Annotated in this window: 4 protein-coding genes; all 4 read left to right on the forward strand. The window is 67.8% G+C overall.

Annotated elements, in window-relative coordinates; translation table 11 throughout:
• Window positions 1-630, forward strand: a 630-nt coding sequence (locus tag GA0115259_RS35510; protein ID WP_093604495.1) for a cytochrome bc1 complex diheme cytochrome c subunit, incomplete at its 5' end; no start/stop codon positions are given.
• Window positions 627-1,682, forward strand: coding sequence for a cytochrome bc1 complex Rieske iron-sulfur subunit (locus GA0115259_RS35515; RefSeq protein WP_093604497.1), 1,056 nt, complete (start codon window positions 627-629; stop codon window positions 1,680-1,682). The genes GA0115259_RS35510 and GA0115259_RS35515, both read left to right, overlap by 4 nt.
• Window positions 1,679-3,340: a cytochrome bc1 complex cytochrome b subunit gene (locus GA0115259_RS35520; RefSeq protein ID WP_093604499.1), complete on the forward strand. Its 1,662-nt coding sequence runs from the start codon at window positions 1,679-1,681 to the stop codon at window positions 3,338-3,340. Before GA0115259_RS35515 ends, GA0115259_RS35520 begins: the two co-directional genes overlap by 4 nt.
• Before the next feature lie 203 nt (window positions 3,341-3,543).
• Window positions 3,544-4,528 (forward strand): anthranilate phosphoribosyltransferase (gene trpD, locus GA0115259_RS35525; protein ID WP_093604501.1); only part of this gene is annotated, 985 nt, incomplete at its 3' end.

Here is a 4,528-nt window from a genome sequence, read left to right on the forward strand (position 1 = left end):
GCAAGCTGCCACGGAACCGGCGGTCAGGGCAGCAGCGACGGCCCGCCCCTGGTCGGCGTCGGCTCCGCCGCCGTGGACTTCCAGGTCGGCACCGGCCGTATGCCCGCGCAGCAGCCCGGCGTGCAGGTGCCGAAGAAGAAGGTCATCTACTCGCAGGCCGAGATCGACCAGCTCGCCGCGTACATCGCGTCCCTCGGCGCCGGTCCGATCATCCCGACCGAGAACCAGTACAACCCCGCCGGCGCGGACATCGCCCGGGGCGGCGATCTGTTCCGTACCAACTGCACCCAGTGCCACAACTTCACCGGTGAGGGCGGAGCGCTCACCGGTGGCAAGAGCGCGCCGAATCTTGAGGGTGTGAGCCCGAAGCACATCTACGAGGCCATGCAGACCGGCCCGCAGAACATGCCTTCGTTCCCCGACTCGACGATGCCGGAGCAGCAGAAGAAGGACATCATCGCGTACATCCAGGCGGTGAACGGAGAGAAGGCGTCGAGCCCCGGCGGTCTCAAGCTGGGCGGCCTCGGCCCTGTCAGTGAAGGTCTCTTCGGCTGGATCTTCGGGCTGGGTGTTCTGATCGCAGCCGCCGTCTGGGTCGCGGCCCACACCGCTAAGGCCAAGAAGTCATGAGTAGCCAAGAAGAGTTTCCAGAGAAGAACCTGCCGAGCGAGCAGGGCGACGCGCACGGCGCGGTGGAGCGCGCGGACGATCCGTTCGCCGATCCGGGACTGCCGGCCCACCGGCCGCGTATACAGGACATCGACGAGCGGGCGGCCAAGCGGTCCGAGCGCACGGTGGCGATGCTGTTCCTGCTGTCGATGCTGGCGACCGTCGCGTTCATCGCCTCGTTCGTGGCGTTCCCGGTCGGCAAGATCGTCTATATCTTCCCGCTGGGCCATGTCAGCATCCTGCACTTCTCGCTGGGTGTGACGCTCGGCATCGCCCTGTTCTGCATCGGCGCGGGCGCGGTCCACTGGGCCCGGACGCTGATGTCGGACGTGGAGACGGCGGACGACCGCCATCCGATCGAGGCACCGCCCGAGGTCAAGACGAAGGTCCTGGCGGACTTCGCGGCCGGTGCGGCGGAGTCCGGCTTCGGCCGGCGCAAGCTGATCCGCAACACACTGTTCGGCGCGGTGGCGCTGGTGCCGCTCGCCGGTGTGGTGCTGCTGCGCGACCTCGGTCCGCTGCCCGAGAAGAAGCTCCGCTCCACGATGTGGGAAAAGGGCAAGCAGCTCATCAACATGAACACCAATCAGCCGCTGCGTCCCGAGGACGTCGTGGTGGGTTCGCTCACCTTCGCCATGCCGGAGGGCCTGGAGGAGCACAGCGAGGACTTCCAGAAGCAGATCGCCAAGGCGGCCCTGATGATCGTCCGGATCCAGCCGGACGAGATCAAGGACAAGCGTGAACTCGACTGGTCCCACCAGGGGATCGTGGCGTTCTCCAAGATCTGTACCCATGTCGGCTGCCCGATCAGCCTGTACGAGCAGCAGACGCACCATGTGCTCTGCCCGTGCCACCAGTCCACCTTCGACCTCTCCGACGGCGCCCGCGTCATCTTCGGCCCGGCCGGTCACCCCCTTCCGCAGCTGCGGATCGGTGTGAACGCCGAGGGCAACCTCGAGGCGCTCGGCGACTTCGACGAGCCCGTCGGTCCTGCCTTCTGGGAGCGCGGATGAGTACCAGCACTGCTACGGACGACAAGAACCGCAAGGTGCCCGCGGGTGAGCGGGTCGCCGACTGGGCGGACGGCCGGCTGGGGATCTACTCCCTGGCCAAGGCCAATATGCGGAAGATCTTCCCGGACCACTGGTCCTTCATGCTCGGTGAGATCGCCCTCTACAGCTTCATCATCATCATCCTCACCGGTGTGTATCTGACGCTGTTCTTCCACCCGTCGATGAACGAGGTGGTCTACCACGGCAGTTACGTCCCGCTCCAGGGCGTACGGATGTCGGAGGCGTACGCCTCGACGGTGGACATCAGCTTCGACGTCCGCGGCGGTCTGCTGATCCGGCAGATCCACCACTGGGCCGCGCTGATCTTCCTCGCGGCCATGCTGGTGCACATGATGCGTGTCTTCTTCACGGGCGCGTTCCGCAAGCCGCGTGAGGTCAACTGGCTGTTCGGCTTCCTGCTGTTCGTGCTGGGCATGTTCACCGGCTTCACCGGCTACTCGCTCCCGGACGACCTGCTCTCCGGTACCGGTGTCCGCTTCATGCAGGGCGCGATCCTGTCGGTGCCGGTCGTCGGAACGTATCTCTCGATGTTCCTGTTCGGCGGTGAGTTCCCCGGCGGCGACTTCGTGGCCCGGTTCTACTCGGTCCATATCCTGCTGCTGCCCGGCATCATGCTGGGACTGGTCGTGGCCCATCTGATCCTGGTCTTCTACCACAAGCACACCCAGTTCGCGGGCGCGGGACGTACGAACAAGAACGTCGTGGGCATGCCGCTGCTGCCGGTCTACATGGCCAAGGCCGGAGGCTTCTTCTTCCTGGTCTTCGGGCTCATCACGATCGTCTCCGCCATCGCCACGATCAACCCGATCTGGGCGCTCGGGCCCTACCGTCCGGACCAGGTCTCCACCGGAGCCCAGCCCGACTGGTACATGGGCTTCTCCGAGGGCCTCATCCGTGTGATGCCCGGCTGGGAGATCAACTTCCTGGGACACACCCTGGTACTGGGTGTCTTCATTCCGCTGGTGATCTTCCCGCTGGTGCTGGTCGCGATCGCGGTCTATCCGTTCATCGAGGGCTGGGTCACCCGCGACAACCGCGAGCACCACATCCTGGACCGCCCGCGCAACGCACCGACCCGTACGGCGTTCGGTGTGGCCTGGCTGACGTGGTACTTCATCCTGCTCGTCGGCGGCGGCAACGACCTGTGGGCGACGCACTTCCATCTGTCGATCAACGCGATCACCTGGTTCGTGCGGGTCTTCTTCTTCGTCGGACCGGTCATCGCCTTCGTCGTCACCAAGCGGATCTGTCTGGGCCTCCAGCGACGCGACGCCGAGAAGGTGCTGCACGGACGCGAGTCCGGTGTGATCAAGCGGCTGCCGCACGGTGAGTTCATCGAGGTGCACACCCCGCTGGAGCAGGCCGATCTGCACAAGCTGACCGCCCACGAGCAGCACAAGCCGGCCGATCTCGGCCCGGCGGTGGACGAGAACGGCGTACGGCGCAAGGTCGGCCCGGCCGAGAAGCTCCGCGTCAAGCTGAGCAAGGGCTACTACGGCGAGGGCAGCCAGATCCCCAAGCCGACGGCCGAGGAGTACAACGAGATCGCCGCCGCGCACGGCCACGGCCATGAGGAGATCACCAGCGGCAAGCACTGATCCACCGGTTCGCCTGGTTCGCCACCACCGAGGGCCCCGGCCCGGTCTCCCGCGAGGGACACCGGCCGGGGCCCTCGGCGTGCGGCCGTCCGTACTCCGGGCATCCGTCCTGCCGGCCGGGCGTACGCCGATAGGCTTGCGGCGTGGACCTCGTACGCCTCGTACGGTCCACGCATCCGTCCCAGGACCCACCAGGAGCGAGCATGAGCGCTGTGACCCCCGTCGGAGGCGACACCGTGGCGGACCGCAGCTGGCCGGGCGTGCTGAATCCGCTGCTGCGCGGCGAGAATCTGAGCACGGAGGACACGGCGTGGGCCATGGACCGCATCATGAGCGGCGAGGCCACCGACGCGCAGATCGCCGGGTTCGCGGTCGCCCTGCGGGCGAAGGGCGAGACGGTCGAGGAGGTCTCGGGCCTGGTGCGCGCCATGTACGCGCACGCCAACACCATCGAGGTGGCGGGCCGTACGGTCGACATCGTCGGCACGGGCGGCGATCTCGCCAAGACCGTCAATATCTCCACCATGGCGGCGATCGTCGTGGCGGGCACCGGAGCGAAGGTCGTCAAGCACGGCAACCGCGCGGCCTCGTCGGCGAGCGGCGCCTCGGACGTACTGGAGAAGCTCGGCGTCAATCTGGAGCTGAGCCCGCAGCGGGTGGCCGAGGTCGCCGAGGAGGCCGGGATCACCTTCTGCTTCGCGGTGAAGTTCCACCCGGCGCTGCGGTACGCGGCCAAGGCCCGCAAGGAACTCGGCGCGCAGACCACCTTCAATGTCCTCGGACCGCTCACCAACCCGGCGCGGGTCAGGGCCCAGGCGGTGGGCGTGGCGGACGTACGGATGGCGCCGATCGTCGCGGGCGTGCTCGCCGAGCGCGGAAACTCCTCCCTGGTCTTCCGCGGCGACGACGGCCTGGACGAACTGACCACCACGGCGACGTCGCGGGTGTGGCTGGTACGGGACGGCAAGGTCACCGAGGAGGCCTTCGATCCGCGCGACGTGGGCCTGGAACTGGTCCCGGTCGAGGCGCTGCGCGGCGCGGACGCGTCGTACAACGCGGATGTGGCGCGCCGGCTGCTGGCGGGCGAGCCGGGCCCGGTCCGCGACGCGGTCCTCCTCAACGCGGCGGCGGCGCTGGTGGCCCTGGACCCGACGGGCGACGCGCTGGCGGTGCAACTGGGGGCGGGGG

Origin of the sequence: Streptomyces sp. MnatMP-M17 (assembly GCF_900091995.1) — a bacterium.
In the GTDB taxonomy this organism is placed as follows: Bacteria; Actinomycetota; Actinomycetes; order Streptomycetales; family Streptomycetaceae; genus Streptomyces.